Below are 18,498 nucleotides of genomic sequence, written 5' to 3' on the forward strand. Positions count from 1 at the left end.
AAATAAGCTTTGATGTGTTTTTGTAATGAAATTTTATTGTTGATAGTAAAAATTTAACTTTATTATTGCATCAAATTACTAATTAATTAACCAAAATTTTTAGAAAAATGAAATTAACAAAATTACTTATTTTTTGTATTTCGTCTCTACTGTTTTCAGTTATCGCAATGGCACAGGATGTTACGGTAAGCGGAACAATTAATGATGAAAGTGGATTACCCGTCCCTGGGGCAACAATTTTAATTAAGGGTACAAGTAAAGCAACAGCTTCTGACTTTGATGGAAAATTTCAAATTACTGTTCCTTCAAACGGAACTTTAAGTGTTAGCTTCGTAGGATATGTAACTGTTCAGGAACCAGTAAACGGACGAACAAAACTTGAAATTAAATTGCGTCCTGAATCTCAATCATTAAATGAGGTTGTAGTAGTAGGATACGGTACTCAAAAGAAAAGTGTTGTTACAGGCGCAATATCTAGTGTAAAAGCAAAAGATTTAGAAAGTTTACCTATAACAAGAGTAGAACAAGCTTTACAAGGTAGAGTTTCAGGAGTTTCTATTGCTGCAAATGCAGGTCAGCCAGGATCAGCTTCTACAATACGTATTCGTGGTTTTACTACGTTAAACAATAACGATCCGTTATGGGTTGTTGATGGTGTTGTTGTTGATAATGGTGGAATTGGATATTTGAACCAATCAGATATTGAATCTATCGAGGTATTAAAAGATGGTGCTTCAGGAGCTATCTACGGTTCTCGTGCTGCTGCAGGGGTTATTTTAGTAACAACTAAAAAAGGTAAAGCAGGTAAAATTTCTGTAAATTATACAGGATATGCAGGAACATCTCAGGCGGCTAAAAAATTAGATTTACTTGACGCTTCTCAGTATGTAACAATCATGAATGAGGCTTATGTAAATGGTGGAAAACCAGCTCCTTTTGCTACAAACACTAATTACGGTAAAGGAACTGACTGGCAGGATGCTATTTTTAACAATCATGCGCAACGTATTTCTCACGAATTAAGTTTTAGTGGTGGTAACGATGTTTCTACATTCTATATGTCATTTGGTCTAACAGATCAGGAAGGTATCATTACTACTGATATTTCTAATTATAATAGAAAAAACATCCGATTGAACTCTAATCATAAAATTGGAAAATACATTAAAATTGGTCAGACTTTAGGATATTCTAACGAGAAAACTGTTGGTATTGGTAACACAAATGACGAATTTGGAGGACCATTGGCATCAGCAATAAACTTAGATCCATTGACTCCAATTATCGAAACTGATCCTTCTAAAACAGGAGCGGGTTCTATATATGCAAATCCAAATACGCTTAAAGATCCAAACGGAAACTATTATGGTATTTCGACTATTGTAACTCAGGAAAACACAAATCCATTAGCATACACTCAGACAAGATTAGGAAATAATGATTTTTCTGAAAACTTTGTAGGTAATATTTTTGTTGAAGCTGAAATCTTGCCAGGTTTGAAATTCAGATCTACTGCAGGTGCTAAATTAGCTTATTATGGTTCTGATAACTTTACTCCGGTATACTTCTTAAACGGAGCTACAAAAAGAGATAAAAACGAATTGTTCAGATCATACAAAAAATCATTCAGCTGGAACTGGGAGAATACTTTAAATTATACTAAGAAATTTGGAGACCACAACTTCAGTATTTTATTAGGTAAAGGTACTTATGTAGATAACATTACATCAGGTAATGATGCTACTTACCAGGGTATTCCTGCAACTACTCACGCAGAGGCTTCTTTTAACGTAGATATTCCTCTTACTGACAAATTTGTTAATGCTTACAATTCATTAGCTGTTGAGCACAGAGTTGAGTCTATCTTTTCAAGATTAAATTACGATTACAAAGAGAAATACATTTTTACAGGTATTCTTCGTCGTGATGGTTCTACAAGATTTGGACCTAACAATAAATATGGAACTTTCCCTTCAGTATCTCTTGGATGGGTACCTTCTAAAGAAGGATTCTGGAAAGAAAACAATGTTGTAAACAACTTAAAAATTAGAGGAGGTTACGGAGTTACAGGAAACGATTCATCTCCGGATTTCTTATACCTTTCTACTATTGGAAATAAAAGAAATTATACAATTGGAGGAACTCCTGCTACAGGACAAAGTCCAAACGCAATTGCAAATCCTGATTTGAAATGGGAAGAAACAAAACAAGTAAACATTGGTTTTGAAAGTACACTTTTCCATGACTTTAATTTCAGTATCGATTTATTCAACAAAAAAACATCAGGTATCTTGATGAAAGTGCCAATTCCTGGATTTGTTGGAGCAAGTGGAGACACTTATGCGAATTTAGCTGATATGCAAAATAAAGGTATTGATGTTGAATTAGGATACCGTAAAAAAATTGGAGCATTGAACCTTTCTGTAAACGGAAACTTCTCTTACATCAAAAATGAAATTACTTACATAGACAAAGGAGTAAACTTTATTGCAGGTGATGAAACTGTACAATCGACTTCTTATGAAATCAACAGAACTCAGGTTGGTCAGGCTTATAACTCATTCTACGGATTTAAAACTGCTGGTGTTTTCCAATCAGTTGATGAAGTAAATGCTTATAAAAATGCATCAGGAGGATTAATTCAGCCAAATGCTAAACCAGGAGATTTCCGTTGGCAAGATATCAACGGAGATGGTAAAATTGATGGTAACGATAGAGATTTCTTAGGAACTTCATTACCTAAATTTACTTACGGTTTAACTTTAAACTTAGACTATAAAGGATTTGACTTATTAGTTTTTGGTCAGGGTGCAGGCGGAAACATGATTTATCAGGGATTAAGAAGACTTGATATTACTAATGCAAATTATCAGACTGAAGTATTAGGTCGTTGGACAGGACCAGGATCTACAAATTCTTATCCTAGAGTTACTGTAGATGATACTAACAAAAACTTTAGCAATCCATCTAATTTCAATTTAGAGAAAGGTGATTTCTTCAGATTCAAAACAATTCAGGTTGGATATTCATTTCCACAAGATTGGATAGACAGCATTTCGTTAACAAAAGTAAGACTTTACCTAACTGGAGAGAACTTATTTACAATCACGAAATATACTGGATTTGATCCTGAAATTGGAGGACCTACAACAGCTGGGATGAACAATGTACAAGGTGTTGACAGAGGTTTTTATCCTCAGGCAAAATCGTACATGTTAGGAGTTAATTTGCAATTTTAATTAAAAAAATAAAATATTATGAAACTTATAAGTTTTAAACAATCATTTATCGCTTTTGGAGTGTTATTGACACTTGCATCGTGCGATACCGATGAAAAGTTAGAGGTAAAAGGAGATGGCGTAGTACTTGAAGATAATTTTTACAGAAACGAAACAGAAGCTTATTCTGGATTAGTAGCTGCTTATGATAAATTGGGTAAATACGCCGGAGCGATGGAAAACGCACCGTTATTGTTCTTAAATTCTGCATCTGATGATTTCTTTGCAGGAGGAGGAGGAGCCGGTGACCAGCCAGGTCTTCAGGTAGCGTCAAATTATTCGATTACACCAACTAATATTCCGCCGGCAATCTGGGCAAATTATTACAAAGGTGTTGCAAGATGTAATATCATGATCGTAAAGCTTCCTGCAATTCCTATGGATGAGGCTAAAAAAGCAAGATTCATGGCAGAAGTAAAAGCATTACGTGCTTACTACTACCTTGATTTAGTGAGAATGTTTAAGAATGTACCTTTAATATTAAAACCATTAGGAAGAAATGAAATTCCTGAAGTTTTACAGGCTAAGCCAGAGGAAGTATATGCTCAGATTGAAAAAGATTTGAATGAAGCAATTCCAAACTTGCCAATTACATTGCCAGTTAACGAATTAGGACGTTTGACAAAAGGAGCTGCAACTGCACTTTTAGGAAAAGCATACTTATACGATAACAAAAAACCAGAAGCTGCTGCACAATTCGCTTTAGTAAATGGTGCTCCGGGAGGAACAAGTAGTTTTGGCTATAAGTTGTTGACTAATTTTGCTCAATTGTGGGATAAACAACATGAGTTTAATTCAGAATCAATTCTTGAAATTAGTTATTCAGATAAATCAAATGCTGATTGGGGTAATTTTGAAGTAAATGGTGATGACGAAGGTAACGTAGCAGCTCAGTTAATGGGTATTAGAGATTACTCAAGAAAAACAGCCGGAGTTACAGCCGGATTACCAGACTATATTAATGGTTGGGGATTCATGGTAGTTACTAAAGATCTTGAAGCTACTATGAAAGGTGATCCTCGTTATGCTTCTACTATTTTTGATGCAGGTGCTGCAAGAGGCACTGGAAATGATGATCCAAACGGACTTTTAAAATATACGGACAGTTATAACGAAACAGGATTTCATTTTATAAAATATGCACCGGTTAACGAAGATATTAAAGCTGCAAACCCATTCCTGAACTTTGGTATTAATACATACGTAATTCGTTTGGCTGATACTTATTTGATGGAAGCAGAAGCTTTAGGAGGAACAGGAGCAAGAGCTCAGGCACTTTTAGATGCAGTTAGAGGAAGAGTTGGTTTGTCGCCGGTAACAGTTTCTTTAGCAGCGATATATGCTGAAAGAAGATTAGAACTTGCAGGAGAAGGACACCGTTGGTATGACTTAATAAGAACAGGTCAGGCAGCAACAAAACTTGCTTTTAAAGGATTTGCTGCTAACAAAAATGAAGCTTTCCCAATTCCTTACAGTGAATTCAATAACACTAAAATGGTTCAAAACCAAGGATATAATTAATCTATAAGAATAAAAAGATAGCATTTAAATATAGAAAGGCTGAGATGAAAACTTCAGTCTTTCTAAACAAATGCATACGAAAGTAAGTTTAAGTTAAGTTAAGTTTGGTTGCCAAAATAGCCCATGTTCACTGTGATTATGGGCTATTTTTAAATCATTTTGAATGGATTTGCAAAAAAGTTTTAATTCTTAAAACAGATACAATGAAAAAAAACGGCTTTATTATTACTTGTTTATGTCTTTCTTTAGCTGTTTTTTCACAGCAAAAAAATCAAAAACAGCAACAAGCATTTACTACAAATAACAAAAAGATCACAGTGTATACCACTGCTGATAATACAAAATTAAGGTTAACCCCTACAGATAATTTATCTTTTACAGCATCAAAACAACCAATAGAAACTGAGATTTCAGTTTTTGTTGAACCATCAAAAAAATTCCAGACTTTTATGGGAATCGGTGGTGCAATTACAGATGCAAGTGCCGAAATTTTCGCAAAACTTTCAAAAGAAAAACAAACAGAATTTTTAAACGCTTATTACGATACCCAAAAAGGAATAGGCTACACATTACTAAGAACCACGATCCAAAGTTCAGATTTTAGTAGTGCGAGTTATTCTTATATACAAGAAGGCGATAAGGATTTAAAAACTTTTTCTATAGAACATGACAGGCAATATCGCATTCCGTTAATAAAGCAAGCGATAAAAACAGCCGGAGGAAAATTAGTTACTTATGCTACTCCATGGTCGCCAAATGCTTTTATGAAAAGCAATAAAAATGTACTAAAAGGCGGAACATTGCTTCCTGAATTTTATCAGCCGTGGGCAAATTTTTATGCCAAATTTATCAAAGCTTACGAAAAAGAAGGAATACCAATTTGGGGAACTTCTGTTCAAAACGAGCCAATGGCAACGCAAACCTGGGAATCTTGTTTGTACACTGCAGAAGATGAAAGAGATTTTCTAAAAAATTATTTAGGGCCAACACTTAAAAAAGAAGGTCTTGAAAGAATAAAAATTATTGCCTGGGATCACAATCGTGATTTAATGGTACAAAGAGCAAACGTAATTTTTTCAGATCCTGAAGCTTCAAAATATGTTTGGGGAATTGGATTTCACTGGTATGAAACCTGGACAGGGGCACAACCTATGTTCGATAATGTAGCCAGAGTTCACGAAGCATATCCGGACAAAAAACTAATGTTTACAGAAGGTTGTGTAGAAAGATTTGATGCTGCCAAATATCAATTTTGGGCAAATGCAGAAAGATATGGAACATCAATGATAAACGATTTTAATAACGGAACCGTTGGCTGGACAGATTGGAATATTCTTTTAGACCAGTTTGGAGGACCAAATCATGTGGGTAATTTTTGTTTTGCCCCAATTCATGCCGATACTACAACCGGAGAATTAATATACACACCGTCGTATTATTATATAGGGCATTTTTCAAAATTCATTCGTCCGGATGCAGTACGTGTTAGTACTGCGGTAAGCAGAAGTTACTTACAAAGCACATCATTTTTAAATAAAGACGGAAAAATAGCAACAGTAGTTATGAATCATACGGATAATGAAATCACGTATAATTTAATAATTGCTACTCAAAAAACAGTGGTAAAAATACCAGCGCACGCAATACAAACCTTAGTGTATTAATTTATTTTTTTTAGTAGTTAAGGGCTATTTATTTAGCCCTTATTTTTTTAATAGCATTTAAAAATACAATGAAATCTACCCATAAAATTTTACTAATTCCAATATTAATTCTGCAATTAAGTTGTTTATCAAAAGTTGCAGCTCAATCTGGGATTGCTAAATCGAGATCGAATTCAAAAATTAATGTTTACACTACTGCTGAAAACACTAATTTAAGATTGTCATTATCAAATGATTTAATCTCCACTTCGCCACAAACAAATTCAACGGTTTCTATAACCGTAGATTCAGGAAAAACATTTCAGACCTTTCTGGGAATTGGTGGCGCAATAACAGATGCAAGCGCAGAAGTTTTTGCTAAATTAACTCCAAAAAAACAACAGGAATTCTTAACAGCTTATTACGATAAAAACAAAGGAATTGGTTATTCATTAGCCAGAACCAATATTCATAGTTGCGATTTTAGCAGCGAGAGTTATACTTATATTCAAGAAGGAGACAAAGACCTAAAAACCTTTACTATCGATCACGACAGAAAATACAGAATTCCATTAATCAAAAAAGCAATAGAAACAGCCGGCGGGAAATTAACATTATTTGTTAGCCCATGGAGTCCCCCAGCTTTTATGAAAGATAATAATGATATTTTGCACGGCGGCGTTTTATTGCCGGAATTTGCACAATCTTGGGCAAATTATTATGCAAAATTTATAAAAGCATATGAAAAAGAAGGAATTCCGGTTTGGGGATTAACCATCCAAAATGAGCCAATGGCAAGCCAAAGGTGGGAATCCTGCATTTATACGCCTGAAGCCGAAAGAGATTTCCTGAAAAACTTTCTAGGTCCAACTTTAGAAAAAGAAGGACTTGGTTCTAAAAAAATAATTATTTGGGATCACAACCGCGGAGACATGCTGGTAAAAAGAGCCAACCTTGTTTTCTCAGATCCTGAAGTGTCAAAATACGCATGGGGAATTGGTTTTCACTGGTATGAAACCTGGAATGGAGGAACACCAAAATTCGAATCTGTAGCAGAAGTTCATAAAGCCTTTCCAAACAAAAATTTGATTTTTACCGAAGGATGTATCGAAAAATTTGATGCTTCAAAATTTCAGTTTTGGGGAAATGCAGAACGTTACGGACTTAACATGATCAATGATTTTAACAACGGAACCGTTGCATGGACAGATTGGAATATTCTTTTAGATCAAAACGGAGGACCAAATCATGTAGGCAATTTTTGCTTTGCACCCATTCACGCAGACACTGTAAAAGACGAATTGATCTACACGCCAATGTATTTCTACATAGGTCATTTGTCAAAATTTATACGACCAAATGCCAAACGAATCCAAGCCACTCTTAGCGATAAAAATTTACTAAGCACTTCGTTTAAAAATACCGATGGAAAAATCGCCACAATTATCATGAACTCATCTGATAAAGAAGTGATTTATACCATAACAAACAACAAGCTAAAAACAACCATTACTATACCTGCTCATGCCATGCAGACGCTGGAATATTAGTATTAATTATGAAATATTAATTTAAAAAATTAAAATGAAAAAGACCAAGTTGCTAATGCTGGCTTTCCTAATTTGTGGAGCAGCATCGAGTCAGGAAACAAAGAATAAGAAATCAGATATTGATGGTAAAGTTTATGAACTGTTATCTAAAATGACCCTTGAAGAAAAAGTAGGTCAGATGACTCAGATTACCGTAACTATATTTGAAGATCCGGCAAAACCAGGTTATTTTGATGCTGCAAAGCTAAAGCAGGGAATTCAGGATTATCACATAGGTTCTATCCTGAATGTGCCAAATCCCGGAGCACCAACACTAAAAAGATGGCAGGAAACATTGACAGCAATTTCTAACGAAGCCAATAAATCCAGACTTAAAATTCCGGTTTTATACGGCATAGATGCCATTCATGGTGCAAGTTATACAGCCGGAGCAACTTTGTTTCCGCAGCAAATAGGTTTAGCAGCAACATTTAATACTGACTTAGTAAAACGCGGAGCCGAAATCTCTGCATACGAAACCAGAGCATCCTCAATTCCATGGGTTTTTTCTCCTGATTTAGATTTTCCAAGAAATCCGGCATGGTCAAGAATGTGGGAATCTTTTGGAGAAGATGCTTATTTGTCTTCAAAAATGGCCGTTGCATTAGTAGATGGTTTTGAAGGAAATAATAATGTAGGTTCAAAATACAGCGTGGCTTCTTGCATGAAACATTACATAGGTTACGGAAGCACCACAACAGGAAAAGACAGGACACCAAGTATCATTCCTGAGCGTGTTTTAAGACAATATGACCTTACCATTTATCAGGCAGCAATAAAAGCCGGAGCAAAAAGTGTAATGGTAAGTTCTGGTGAAATAAACGGAACTCCCGTACACGCAAGCAAACACTTAATTACCGATATCCTTAAAAAAGAACTGGGTTTTAAAGGAGTTGTAGTAACAGACTGGAAAGATATTATCTATTTAAATACGAGACATAAAGTAGCCGAAACAAAAAGAGACGCCGTTCGTATAGCAGTTATGGCAGGAATTGACATGAGTATGGTTCCCGAAGAATTTTCTTTTTATACTGATTTAGTAGATTTAGTTCAAAAAGGCGAAGTACCAATGTCCAGAATTGATGATGCGGTAACGAGAATTTTGAGAATGAAATTTGAGTTGAATTTATTCCAGAATACAGTAGCAGATTTAAAAGATTATCCAAAATTTGGTTCTGCAGAACACATTCAGGAAGCTTATAATACAGCTGCTGAATCCATCACTTTATTAAAAAATAAAGACGCAGTTTTACCTTTAAACAAAACAGATAAAATTCTGGTTACAGGCGCGACTGCAAATAGCATGAAATACCTAAACGGAGGCTGGTCTTATAACTGGCAAGGAGAAAACTCAGATACTTATGCCGCAAATAAATCGACAATTCTTGAAGCTTTTCAAAATAAATTAGGCAAAGAAAATGTATTGTATACTGCCGGAGCCGATTTAGAAAAAGAAGATGATGCCGAAATTCAGAAAGCAGTTGATCTGGCAAAAGATGCCTCAAAAATTGTTTTGTGTTTAGGAGAGAAAAATTATACCGAAACTCCCGGAGATATCAGCAATCTTTACATGAGTCCGTCTCAAATAAAATTAGCTTTGGCTTTATCAAAATTAAATAAGCCTATTATTCTAGTTTTAAATGAAGGAAGACCAAGATTAATTAGCGATTTTGAAGATAAAATGAGCGCTGTTGTACAATGCTATTTACCAGGAAATGAAGGTGGAAGAGCATTAGTAGATATTTTGTACGGAGATGTAAACCCAAGCGGAAGATTGCCTTATAATTATCCAAGATATCCAAATTCATTAGAAAAATACAATAGAAAATATACCGAAAGTATTTCTGAAGGAGAACAAAATAACGATGCAACTTACGAGAAAAGTTATTTACCGCAATTTGAGTTCGGAACCGGATTATCATACACCACTTTTTCTTATTCCAATCTAAAAATTGATAAAACAGAAATCAACAACACAGATGAAATAAACGTTTCTGTAGATGTTACAAATTCAGGAAAAAGAGCCGGAAAAGAATCTGTTTTGTTATATCTGTCAGACAATTTCGCTTCAATAACACCGGAATTTAAATCTTTAAAAAGATTCGAAAAAATCAGTTTAGAGCCAAACCAAACCAAAACAGTAAAATTTACTTTAAACCAAAAAGACCTTCAATTTGTAAACGAAGATCTAAAATGGATTTCTGAAAAAGGAACATTCACAATTCAGATAGCAAATCAAAAGAAAGATTTTCTATTAAGATAAACAGTACTCATTCCTGCAAGGCTTTGAAAACCTTGCAGGAATTTTTAGTTTAGTAAAGTTGATTAAGTTTAGAAAAAACAGCATGAAAAAATTAGTAATTATATTCCAATTGTTGCTTTCAATAGCCGCTTCTGCACAAGGGTTTCTGCACAGGGACGGACAAAATATTGTTGAAGGCAACGGAAAAAACGTAATATTAAGAGGATTAGGCGTTGGCGGCTGGATGGTTCAGGAAGGATATATGTTGCAAACACAACCTTTTGCAAGTCCGCAATATATTATTAAACAAAAAATCCAGGAAGTAATTGGCGAAGAAGGAACAAAGGAATTTTATGCTGCTTATAAAGCAAACGGAATCACAAAACGTGATGTCGATTCATTAGCAAAATGGGGATTTAATTCCATTCGTTTACCAATGCATTATAATCTCTACACACCAGCAATTCAGGAAGAAAAAAATGGAGAAATTACCTGGATAGAAGAAGGTTTTACCATGACAGATAATTTGCTGAAATGGTGTGCCGAAAACAAAATGTATCTTATTCTGGATTTGCATGCTGCGCCGGGCGGACAAGGAAACGATGCTGCAATCTCTGACTACGATACCACAAAACCATCGCTTTGGGAAAGCGAAGCCAATCAGAAAAAAATGATTGCCTTATGGAAAAAACTCGCTTCTCGTTACCGGGATAATCCATGGATTGGAGCATACGATATTATCAACGAACCAAACTGGAATTTTACCGGAACCAATAAAAATGGCTGCGACGAAAACTCAAACGGACCTTTAAGAGAATTAATGGTTCAGGTTACAAAAGCAATTCGGGAAGTCGATACCAACCATTTAATTTTTATAGAAGGAAATTGTTGGGGAAATAATTACAACGGAATTTTTCCTTTATGGGATGAAAATATGGCGTTGAGCTTTCATAAATACTGGAACTACAATACCAAAGAATCGATCCAGAAAATGCTCGATTACAGAACAAAATACAAGGTGCCAATCTGGTTAGGAGAAAGCGGAGAAAACTCTAATGTTTGGTTTAAAGATGCACTGACATTAGTAGAAAACAACAATATTGGGTGGGCTTTCTGGCCAATGAAAAAAATCGAAAATATTGCCGGAGTAACATCCGTAACAAAAATTCCTGAATACGATGTTTTATTGAAATACTGGAAAGATGGCGGTCAAAAACCATCTGCTGATTTTGCAAAAAAAGCTTTAATGAAAATGGCAGACAATTACAAAATGGAAAATGTAACCGTTAAGCCGGACGTAATTGATGCAATGTTCAGACAAGTACAAACTAATGATACAAAACCGTATAAAAAGCATATAATTCCGGGAAAAATTCCCGCAACCCAATATGATTTAGGGACAAATGGTTATGCTTATCTCGATAAGGATTTTATAAACTATAGAGTAGAAACCGGAAAATTTGACGAATGGAATAAAGGAAACACGATGCGAAATGATGGTGTTGACATTTTACCTTGTAAAGATGACGGATCAAACGGGTATCAGGTTTCATTTATCGAAGATGGAGAATGGTTACAGTTTACTGCCAAAGTTGTGAAACAAAACCTATACAAAGTCGCAATTCGTTATTCAAGCGAAAATTTAGAAGGAAAACTATATCTGGAAACAGAAAACGGAAAGAAGTCAGAAACAATTACACTTCCTGTAACGGGAGGAAATGAAAAATGGAAAACCATTATTTTATCTGGTCTTGAATTAAATGCAGGAACAAATAAAATCAAAGTGGTTTTTGAAAAAGGAGGATTCAATTTGAATTATTTAGATTTTTCAGAAGGTAAAAAAGTAAATAAAAAATAGTAAACATTGTTATTGGGCGAATGCATAATGTAGTTCCCTACAGGAAAATGTCATTAAGGTAAACGTAAAACACAATATTGTCATTTTGATTCAGAAGCTTCGGGATCGAAATGACGAATCTTTGCGGTTTTTGCAAGGAAATAACATAATTATAATGAACCTGTTACATTGCTTTTAGATTATATTTTTATTTCTAAAAATAGCGGATTATCAGTTCAGAAACAGGAAGTTTTAAGTGATTCTAAAGATTTAAAATATTCATCAGACCACTTACCGGTTTATATAGAAATTAATTAAATAAGAATGAAAAAATTAACCACATTTACCTTGTTGATGGTGTCCCTTTTTGCGGTCGCCCAACAAGAAACAATAGATCAGAAAGTAAATGCTCTGTTGAAAAAAATGACCATCGAAGAGAAGATAGGTCAGCTAAATCAATATACAGGAGATAATTCTGCAACAGGACCAATTACGATTAATCCTAACAAACAAGCCGAAATAAAGGCGGGAATTGTGGGCTCAATGCTTAATGTTGTCGGGACAAAATATACCAGACAATATCAGGAACTGGCCATGCAATCCCGACTTAAAATTCCGCTATTATTTGGTCAGGACGTAATTCACGGTTACAAAACAACATTCCCAATTCCGTTAGCCGAAGCTGCAAGTTGGGATTTGGCAGCAATTGAATTAGCAGCCAGAGTTGCCGCTACAGAAGCATCTGCAAGCGGAATTCACTGGACATTTGCACCAATGGTAGATATAGGTCGTGACCCGCGTTGGGGACGTGTTATGGAAGGCGCCGGAGAAGATACATATCTGGGATCTAAAATTGCATATGCAAGAGTAAAAGGTTTTCAGGGAAACAAACTGGGCGATTTAAACTCGGTTATGGCTTGCGTAAAACACTTTGCAGCTTATGGCGCAGCAGTTGGAGGTAGAGATTATAACTCTGTAGATATGAGCGAAAGAATGTTGTGGGAAACGTATTTGCCGCCTTTCAAAGCAGCGCTGGATGCCGGAGCAGCAACTTTTATGAATTCATTCAACGATTTAAACGGAATTCCCGCTACAGGAAATGCACATTTGCAACGCGATATCTTAAAAGGAAAATGGAACTTTCAGGGTTTTGTAGTTTCAGATTGGGGTTCGATTGGCGAAATGGTAGCACACGGTTATTCAAAAGATTTAAAAGCTGCCGCACTTTCTGCAATTACCGCCGGAAGCGATATGGATATGGAAAGTAATGCTTACCGATATAATTTAGCCCAATTAGTAAAAGAAGGCAAAGTATCTGTTGAACTAATTGATGACGCTGTAAAAAGAATTCTTCGTAAGAAATATGAATTAGGATTATTTGATGACCCTTACAGATATTCAGATCAAAAAAGAGCTGATAAAGCCTTAAATGATCCTGAAAACAGAAAAGCAGCTCTTGATGTGGCGCAAAAAAGTATTGTTTTATTAAAGAATGAAAAGGAAACTTTACCACTTTCTAAAAACCTGAAAACAATCGCTTTTATTGGACCAATGGTAAAAGAGTACAAAGAAAACATGGGATTTTGGTCTGTAGAATTACCTGAAGTTGATTACACAAAATGGATCGTTTCGCAATGGGACGGTTTACAAAATAAAGTAGGCAAAAACACTAAGTTGCTTTACGCCAAAGGTTGTGAAGTGGATGGAGACAACAAAGACGGTTTTGCAGAAGCTGTTGCAACTGCCAAACAAGCTGATGTAGTTATTTTAAGTATTGGAGAAAAACGTGACATGAGCGGTGAAGCAAAAAGCCGAAGCGACCTTCATTTACCGGGCGTTCAGGAAGATTTGGTAAAAGCAATTCAGGCTACAGGAAAACCAGTTGTAGTTTTGGTAAATGCAGGAAGACCATTAATTTTTAACTGGACAGCAGATAATGTTCCTGCAATTGTTTATACGTGGTGGCTGGGTACAGAAGCAGGAAATGCAATTGCCAATGTATTATTTGGAGATTATAATCCGTCTGGAAAATTACCAATGACTTTTCCAAGAGAAGTAGGGCAAGTGCCTATTTATTACAATCATTACAGTACAGGAAGACCGGCAAAAACCGAAACTGAAAGCAATTATGTTTCAGCTTATATTGACTTGAAAAACTCTCCTAAATTTCCGTTTGGATACGGTTTGAGTTATACTAAATTCAACTATTCAGATTTAAAATTATCTTCGGTAAAAATGAAGAATAATGAAACGATCAAAGTTTCTTTTCAATTAGCTAATGTTGGAAAAGTAGCCGGAGAAGAAGTTGTACAATTATACTTAAAAGATAAATTTGGCTCAGTTGTAAGACCGGTTTTAGAATTAAGAGATTTCCAGAAAGTAAAATTAAATGCCCGAGAAACTAAGACAATCGAATTTACAATCGATAAAGAGAAGCTTTCTTTTTATAATAATAAATTAGAATGGACAGCAGAACCAGGTGATTTTGAAGTAATGATTGGAACTTCTTCAGCAGATATTAAATTAAAGTCTGATTTTGAATTGCTTTAATTTTTAAACAAATAAAAACGGGACTAATTTTAGTCCCGTTTTTTTATTATAAATTATTTTACCAGTTTCTTGAAATTAAATTTCATTAAATTCATGAAACCCTGCTCTATAATATCAATTCCAAGTCCAAAATTGCTGTCAGCAACTTCATGGTGCGCATTTCTGAATTCTTCAAAATCTGCTGTCGGAATTTCTAAATTTACGAGTGGAGTGTAATCAATATTTATTGTTGCACCATTTTTTGTGACTTTTTTACGGCTCGTATAATCAAAATAAGGGTTTTTAATTGTGCTTTCCTGTGTAGTAAATTTTTCTTCAACATCTATTCTTTGATCCGTATAAAGATTGATTTCATATTTTTCATTGTCAAAATTATGCCAGAAAGCAATATCAGTATGCAAAAAATCCCTTGCATTATTTTTGATTACATTTCGATCAAAATACATCAGAAAACGATTTTTTTGCGAGTCTGTAAAATAAGGTTCTTCAACAGTAGCTTTATACTGAATAGTGTATTCGTTTAGTTTTTTGTCATCGCTTAAAGTTTCAATTGTTGCCTCTTTGAATATATTTCTAACATCAGTTCCGTTCCTGTCATTATTATAATTCAGTGTATAAAAAAAGAAATTATTCCAGCTGTCTATGATTTCTCTTTTGTTCGTGTTTTTAAAATATTTACGCATATAATTGGCACGATTTCCTTTGTAAGTAGTCGTCAAAGAAAGTTTTCCGATGTTGTTTTCAACATTAAAATCAGCTTTTTCATTTATACCGTAATAAGGAAATTTATGTGATTTTTTTAATTGTAAATCCTGATTTGGTTTAACCTCTAAATAATGCATGAAATAAATAAATCCACGATTTTCAATCAATCCAAATTCATCACGGCTTGTAGCATCAATAAAATAAGATTCACCTTTATAATCGATTTTTACAATTACATGATTAAAAGTAAGTAATGAAGGCAAATAATATTTCAGGTAATGATCTGTATTAAAATTAACCAAAACCACCGAAGCATCTACCTTAATATAATCTAAAACCACTTTTAATAACACCGATTTTGCTTTGCAATCTCCTTGTTTATTTTGATACGTCAAAGAAGGTTCCTGCGGCTTGTGACCGTTCATTTCATCTGCATTAAAAACATAATAAACATGATTTTGAACATAATCTATTGCAAACTGCAATTGCTCATCTTTGTTGGTAATGGCATCCAGTTTTTCGACCAGATTTGGAGCAAAATCCTGTAGCGAAGCTTTTTTATACACATCTTCATATAGAGGAGAAATATAATTAGACAAATCGATCCAGTTGCTATCAGTCGCAAAATCAATAAAAGGAGCAACCTCACGATTGCTATCAACAAAATTGATGTAATTCTCTCTTTCGATTGTAAATTTTTGCCCTTTTTCTAAAGAACTGATTTCCGGCGCTAATACATTTCCGTCTTCATCCCTGAAAAAAGTCTTTTTATACGCGATAGGTTTCTTACGGTCATTGATAAACGTAAATTTATAACTTCCGTAAGCCCAATATGTACTTGGGCTGACCCAGACAAATTTCAAAAATTCCTTGCGCAAAAAGTCACGTTCCGTAAATACCTTTACTCTCGAATCTTCCATTATCAAAACATCATAAAGGCGTAAATCCTTAATGGTAATGTTGATTTTTTTATTGCTGCTCAAAACACCTCCGTCACTTTGGTTTTCGCTGTCAAGTACTTTAATTTTAGTGTCAGCAATTTTATCTACTAAAACACCTTCTCTTAAAACGCTTATTCTGTGTATGATATAAGTTTCGTTCTCTTCGACCACAACATCCATTACAGAAGCATTTTCGAGATTTGATGGTTCGTTAAGCGTATAAGCTACACAAGCATATTCGCTGTTCTCTTCATCATTTGTATAATATATTTTATCTAAAAAATAGCAATAATCTCTTCCTTCATCTATTTGTTTACTTGCAAAATCTGATTCTTTAATGTAATCAATAAGTTGATTGTCATTAATATTAGCAGCCCATTCTGCCGGTTTTTGAATTTTGTAATTCTCTGATTGAATAAGATTTTCCATTGTTATATTTTTATATTTTCAAATAATTAATGTAAGCATCATCCTGTATTTTGTTCAGTCGCCAAAGCGTAGAATTTCAAGAAATACTTACTGATTGTTAAAATTAATTTTATCTAATTTTCTTAATAAATTTGCATCATTTTATTGACATTGACAATTGAAATTAAAAAAAACATCTGTTTTTATTAGTGCTGAACTTGAAATTTAAGCGGAAACAAAAGATTTTTTAATACTTAAGTTTTGACTTTTAGGCATTTGTACAAAGTGTGTTTATGTAAAATAAAACTGATATTTTTTTTAGTTCCATAAAAAAACCTTGCTTTTTTGGCAAGGTTCAGTAACTTTTAGATCAGTAATTTTGTGTAATCTATATCAAATAAAATTGAATATGGATTTTTTCCTTCGAAATTATTTCAAAACAGTATGGATAAAATCCATAGCGCCTATTCCTTTATAAGATGCAAAAAGAGCTTTATCAAATGCTTCACGTTTTGCTTTCTTATCTTTTGCTTCAGTTTCAACAATCATCTGATTGAAAATTCTTTCCTGCTCCTCGCTATATTTTAAGGAAGCTTCTAAAAGATAAGTCTTAGAAACGAACCCGAACGAAGTCCAGATTTTTGTTCTAATTTTTTCATTTAAATTTTTTAACGGATTGGTACTCATATCTCCTGCATTAACTTTCGACTTTTTTAATTGAATTAAATAAATTACAAATACAAAATATTATGTAATATTATTCTTTCTGTAAAATAAAATAATAACAAATTATTTTTTAATTGTGTTATAATGACGCAATGTAATTATTTTTTTGATTCGATTTTAATTTTAAGTCAAAATTGTGATTGATAGACTTTTGAAATTTCATCTTTTTTTTGCTGACATAAAAAACTCAATTGTGAGAAAATGTTCCTCATTTATAAAAATGCCTTAAATTGCATCTTCATTTAAGGATGAAACACAGATTTAAGAAAAATGGAATGGCGAAAGGAATAATAGAAAATAACGAAAATTATCAACCAGGACTTTCTATCGATTGTGTCATTTTTGGTTTTCATGATAATCAATTAAAAGTTTTATTGATTAAAACTCCCTATGAAGACAAATGGTCTTTACCTGGCGGATTTATTCCTATTGATCAGGATATAGATACCGCAGCGGTGACGGTTTTAAATGTTCGAACAGGAATAGAAGGTGTTTTCCTGCGACAATTTGCAACCTTTGGACGCGTAAAACGTAATGATCAACATTTTAACAACGCTGTATTAGAATATTATAAAATCCCTAAAGAAGCCGGAAAATGGTTTACACAACGATTTGTTACAATTGGATATTATGCCTTAATTGACTTTTTGAAAGTAGTTCCGCAACAAGAAAACAATCAGCAAATTATAGAATGGATTGATCATAAGGAAGTTCCTGAACTTATTTTAGATCATAAAGAGATTCTGGATAAAGCCCTGAATACCCTTAGAATAGAGCTGAATTTAATGCCGATTGGTTATAACTTATTGCCTGAAAAATTCACTATTCCGGAGCTTCAGAAATTGTATGAAACCATTCTGGATAAAAAACTCGACAGAAGGAACTTTCTGCGTAAAATAACCAACATTGGAATCTTAAATAAACTGGACGAAAAGAAAAGTAATGTTGCGCATAAAGCGCCTAATCTATATAGTTTTGATAAAGATAAATACGAAGAAATTCTTAAAAACGGATTGAGTCAAGGTTGGTAAAATACAATTAATAAATAAATTAGATTA

General features: G+C 34.0%; 10 protein-coding genes. 8 read left to right on the top strand and 2 right to left on the bottom strand.

All coding sequences use genetic code 11. The annotated features are described in order from the left end of the window. Positions 1–107: 107 nt before the first annotated feature. The 7 genes from ASF10_RS02785 (at position 108) to ASF10_RS02815 (ending at position 14,660) form a co-directional block, all read left to right on the top strand. Positions 108–3,239 carry a SusC/RagA family TonB-linked outer membrane protein gene (locus ASF10_RS02785; protein WP_056245108.1) on the top strand — a complete coding sequence of 1,044 codons (3,132 nt, stop codon included), beginning with the start codon at positions 108–110 and terminating at the stop codon, positions 3,237–3,239. A gap of 18 nt (positions 3,240–3,257) precedes the next feature. Next, entirely contained in the window at positions 3,258–4,799 is a 1,542-nt protein-coding gene (locus ASF10_RS02790; protein ID WP_056245111.1) for a RagB/SusD family nutrient uptake outer membrane protein, read from the top strand. 203 nt (positions 4,800–5,002) lie between these two features. After that, positions 5,003–6,463 carry a glycoside hydrolase family 30 protein gene (locus tag ASF10_RS02795; RefSeq protein ID WP_056245114.1) on the top strand — a complete coding sequence of 487 codons (1,461 nt, stop codon included), beginning with the start codon at positions 5,003–5,005 and terminating at the stop codon, positions 6,461–6,463. 68 nt (positions 6,464–6,531) lie between these two features. Continuing rightward, complete coding sequence (locus ASF10_RS02800) at positions 6,532–7,992, top strand: glycoside hydrolase family 30 protein (RefSeq protein ID WP_056245117.1); 1,461 nt, start codon at positions 6,532–6,534, stop codon at positions 7,990–7,992. Between the two features lie 34 nt (positions 7,993–8,026). Further along, positions 8,027–10,294, top strand: a complete 2,268-nt coding sequence (locus ASF10_RS02805; protein WP_056245119.1) for a glycoside hydrolase family 3 N-terminal domain-containing protein — start codon at positions 8,027–8,029, stop codon at positions 10,292–10,294. An 82-nt stretch (positions 10,295–10,376) separates the two neighbouring features. Next, positions 10,377–12,131: a cellulase family glycosylhydrolase gene (locus ASF10_RS02810; RefSeq protein WP_056245122.1), complete on the top strand. Its 1,755-nt coding sequence runs from the start codon at positions 10,377–10,379 to the stop codon at positions 12,129–12,131. Between the two features lie 303 nt (positions 12,132–12,434). Next, positions 12,435–14,660: a glycoside hydrolase family 3 N-terminal domain-containing protein gene (locus ASF10_RS02815; protein WP_056245125.1), complete on the top strand. Its 2,226-nt coding sequence runs from the start codon at positions 12,435–12,437 to the stop codon at positions 14,658–14,660. A gap of 53 nt (positions 14,661–14,713) precedes the next feature. Here ASF10_RS02815 and ASF10_RS02820 read toward each other — a convergent pair whose 3' ends face one another. Then, positions 14,714–16,735, bottom strand: a complete 2,022-nt coding sequence (locus tag ASF10_RS02820) for a DUF3857 domain-containing protein (protein WP_056245128.1) — start codon at positions 16,733–16,735, stop codon at positions 14,714–14,716. A 408-nt stretch (positions 16,736–17,143) separates the two neighbouring features. Continuing rightward, on the bottom strand, positions 17,144–17,401 hold the full coding sequence (locus ASF10_RS02825; protein ID WP_056245131.1) for a hypothetical protein: 258 nt from the start codon (positions 17,399–17,401) through the stop codon (positions 17,144–17,146). A 314-nt stretch (positions 17,402–17,715) separates the two neighbouring features. On the opposite strand from ASF10_RS02825, the gene ASF10_RS02830 reads away from it, so the two are divergent. After that, a complete protein-coding gene (locus ASF10_RS02830) occupies positions 17,716–18,471 on the top strand; it encodes an NUDIX hydrolase (protein ID WP_056245586.1) in 756 nt (251 codons plus the stop codon). Positions 18,472–18,498 lie beyond the last annotated feature (27 nt).

It is taken from the genome of Flavobacterium sp. Leaf82, from assembly GCF_001422725.1.
Lineage (GTDB): Bacteria > Bacteroidota > Bacteroidia > Flavobacteriales > Flavobacteriaceae > Flavobacterium.

Bases quoted from the DNA above. Each gene is read 5' to 3' on its own strand.
- ASF10_RS02785 (WP_056245108.1), top strand. From the start codon at position 108: ATGAAATTAACAAAATTACTTATTTTTTGTATTTCGTCTCTACTGTTT.
- ASF10_RS02820 (WP_056245128.1), bottom strand. From the start codon at position 16,735: ATGGAAAATCTTATTCAATCAGAGAATTACAAAATTCAAAAACCGGCA.
- ASF10_RS02825 (WP_056245131.1), bottom strand. From the start codon at position 17,401: ATGAGTACCAATCCGTTAAAAAATTTAAATGAAAAAATTAGAACAAAA.
- ASF10_RS02810 (WP_056245122.1), top strand. From the start codon at position 10,377: ATGAAAAAATTAGTAATTATATTCCAATTGTTGCTTTCAATAGCCGCT.
- ASF10_RS02790 (WP_056245111.1), top strand. From the start codon at position 3,258: ATGAAACTTATAAGTTTTAAACAATCATTTATCGCTTTTGGAGTGTTA.
- ASF10_RS02830 (WP_056245586.1), top strand. From the start codon at position 17,716: ATGGCGAAAGGAATAATAGAAAATAACGAAAATTATCAACCAGGACTT.
- ASF10_RS02815 (WP_056245125.1), top strand. From the start codon at position 12,435: ATGAAAAAATTAACCACATTTACCTTGTTGATGGTGTCCCTTTTTGCG.
- ASF10_RS02795 (WP_056245114.1), top strand. From the start codon at position 5,003: ATGAAAAAAAACGGCTTTATTATTACTTGTTTATGTCTTTCTTTAGCT.
- ASF10_RS02800 (WP_056245117.1), top strand. From the start codon at position 6,532: ATGAAATCTACCCATAAAATTTTACTAATTCCAATATTAATTCTGCAA.
- ASF10_RS02805 (WP_056245119.1), top strand. From the start codon at position 8,027: ATGAAAAAGACCAAGTTGCTAATGCTGGCTTTCCTAATTTGTGGAGCA.